Below are 3,023 nucleotides of genomic sequence, written 5' to 3'. Positions count from 1 at the left end.
ACGGCGATCTGCGGCGCCGAATAGGTCAGACCCTCCGCCACCCGGCGGAAGTCCGCCAACATGCCGTCCATCAGCGGCGAGTGGAAGGCGTGCGAAACGCTCAGCCGCTTGGTCTTCTCGAACTGCGCGCCGATCGCCAGCACTTCGGCCTCGTCACCGGAAATCACCACCGAGGAGGGCCCGTTGATCGAGGCGATGCTGACGCTGTCCGTGAGCAGCGGCAGCACCTCGGCCTCGGTCGCCTTGACCGCCACCATCGCACCGCCCTCCGGCAGCGCCTGCATCAGCCGACCACGCGCCGCAACCAGGGTGACGGCGTCGTCCAGCGACAGCACACCGGCGACATGCGCGGCGGCGATCTCACCGATCGAGTGGCCGACCAGGACGTCAGGACACACGCCCCAGCTCTCGAAGAGGCGGAACAGCGCGGTCTCCACCGCGAACAGCGCGACCTGCGTGTACTCGGTACGGGCGAGAACGTCCGCGTCCTCCCCGAACACCGCCTCCTGCAGCGGCAGTTCGACCCGAGCGCAGACCGCGTCGAAGGCCTCGGCGAACACCGGGTACGCCTCGTACAACTCACGCCCCATGCCAGGACGCTGGCTCCCCTGCCCCGTGAACAGGAACGCCGTCCGCCCGGCACCCGCGACACCCTGCACCAGTCCGGCGGCGGTACCGCCCTCGGCCAGCGCCGCCAGACCACCCCGGAACGAGGCGAGGTCCTCCGCGACCACCGCGGCCCGGTGGGCCAGGCCGGCCCGCGTCGTACCGAGCGCATGGGCGAGGTCGCCGAGGTCCGACTCCTGGTCCAGGTGGGCGTCGGCGTGCTCCAGCAGCCGGGACGCCTGGTCGCGCAGTGCCCGCTCCGTGGCACCGGACAGCAGCAGCGGTCGCACGGCCGGTCCGGCCGGCCGCTCGGCCTCGGTCCCGGCCTCGGCCGGCTCGACCGTCGGGGCCTGCTCGATGACCGTGTGGGCGTTGGTCCCGCTGATGCCGAAGGAGGAGACGGCCGCGCGGCGCGGGCGTCCGGTCTCCGGCCAGGGCCGGGCCTCGGTCAGCAGCCGGACCTCACCGGAGGCCCAGTCGATGTGCGGCGAAGGCTCGTCCACGTGCAGGGTCTGCGGCAGCACACCCTCCCGCATCGCCATGACCATCTTGATGAGGCCTGCCACACCGGCGGCGGCCTGGGTGTGGCCCAGGTTGGACTTCACCGAGCCCAGCCACAGCGGCTCCCCGGTGCGTTCCTGCCCGTACGTCGCCAGCAGCGCCTGGGCCTCGATCGGGTCGCCCAGCACCGTGCCGGTGCCGTGCGCCTCGACGGCGTCGACCTCGGCGGCCGACAGTCGGGCATCGGCCAGCGCCTCGCGGATGACGCGCTGCTGCGACGGCCCGTTCGGGGCGGTGAGCCCGTTGCTGGCACCGTCCTGGTTGACGGCGCTGCCGCGCACGACGGCCAGCACCTGGTGGCCGTTGCGCTGCGCGTCGGACAACCGCTCCAGCACCAGCATGCCGACGCCCTCGCCCCAGCCCGTGCCGTCGGCCGAGGCCGCGAAGGCCTTGCACAGGCCGTCGGCGGCCAGGCCGCGCTGGCGGCTGAACTCGATGAAGGCGGTCGGGGTGGCCATCACGGTGGCGCCACCGGCCAGGGCGAGCGAGCACTCGCCGCTGCGCAGCGACTGCGCGGCCAGGTGCAGGGCGACCAGCGAGGCCGAGCAGGCCGTGTCCACCGTCACCGCCGGGCCCTCAAGACCGAAGGTGTAGGCGATGCGGCCCGACACGACGCTGCCGGCGTTGCCGATGCCGATGTACCCCTCGACGCTCTGCGGGTCCTGGAGCAGCAGCGCCGCGTAGTCCTGGCCGTTGGAGCCGATGAAGACGCCGGTCCGGCTGCCGCGCACCGAGGCCGGGTCGAGGCCGGCCCGCTCGAAGGCCTCCCAGGAGGTCTCCAGCAGGACGCGCTGCTGCGGGTCCATCGCCAGCGCCTCGCGCGGGCTGATGCCGAAGAAGTCGGCGTCGAACTCGGTGGCGCCGGAGAGGAATCCGGCCCGCAGGGCGTAGTGGGTGCCGGGCTGCTCGGGGTCCGGGTCGTAGAGCGCGTCGAGGTCCCAGCCCCGGTCTGTCGGGAAGGCGGTCATGCCGTCCCGGCCGTCCGTCACCAACTGCCAGAGGTCCTCCGGGGATTCGACCCCGCCAGGGAAGCGGCAGGCCATGGCGACGATCGCGATGGGCTCGTCCGCGGCGCCGGTACGGACCGCCGGCAGCGGCGCCGCGGCGCCGGTGCCGAGCAGTTCGTCGCCGAGGTGACGGGCGAGGGCCTGCGGGGTCGGGTGGTCGAAGACCAGGGTCGCGGGCAGCTTCAGGCCGGTCGCCGCGGCGAGCCGGTTGCGCAGTTCCACCGAGGTGAGCGAGCCGAAGCCGAGATCGCGGAAGGCGCGGTCCGCACCGACCGCGTCCGAGCCGTCGTGGCCGAGGACGGTGGCCGCCTCGGCGCGGACCAGGTCGATCAGCACCCGGGCCCGCTCCGCCTCGCCGAGGCCCGCCAGGCGGGCGGCGAAGGAGGAGTCGTCCGCCGGGGCGGTCGCCGAGGACAGCGCCCGGCGCACCTCGGGCAGGCCGGACAGCAGGGCGCCGGTCGGGGCGGCCGCGACGTAGCGCTCCCAGTCGACGTCGAGCACGACCCGGACGGCGGCCGGCCGGGCGACGGCCCGGGCCAGCGCCTCGACGGCGCGCTCGGGGGCCAGCGGCGCGATACCGGCGGTGCGCAGGCGCTGCTCGACGGCACCGCCGTCGGCGGCCATGCCGGAGCCCGCCCAGGGGCCCCAGGCGATGGAGGTGGCGGGCAGGCCGGCGGCCCGGCGCTGCTCGGCGAGCGCGTCCAGGAAGGCGTTGGCCGCCGCGTAGTTCCCCTGACCGGCGGACCCGAGGGCGCCGGCGGTGGAGGAGAAGAGGACGAAGGCGTCCAGGTCCAGCCCGGCCGTCAACTCGTGCAGAACGCGCGCCGACTCGGCCTTGGCCCGCAGCAC

General features: G+C 74.6%; 1 protein-coding gene. It reads right to left on the bottom strand.

All coding sequences use genetic code 11. The annotated features are described in order from the left end of the window. Positions 1-3,023: type I polyketide synthase (locus ACWDBB_RS36080; RefSeq protein ID WP_449793632.1), on the bottom strand; the 3,023-nt coding region annotated here is incomplete at both ends.

The organism is Kitasatospora sp. NPDC001095, assembly GCF_053598615.1.
Note: the sequence above shows the minus strand (reverse complement) of the source record. Positions and strands in the feature narration are given on the sequence as shown.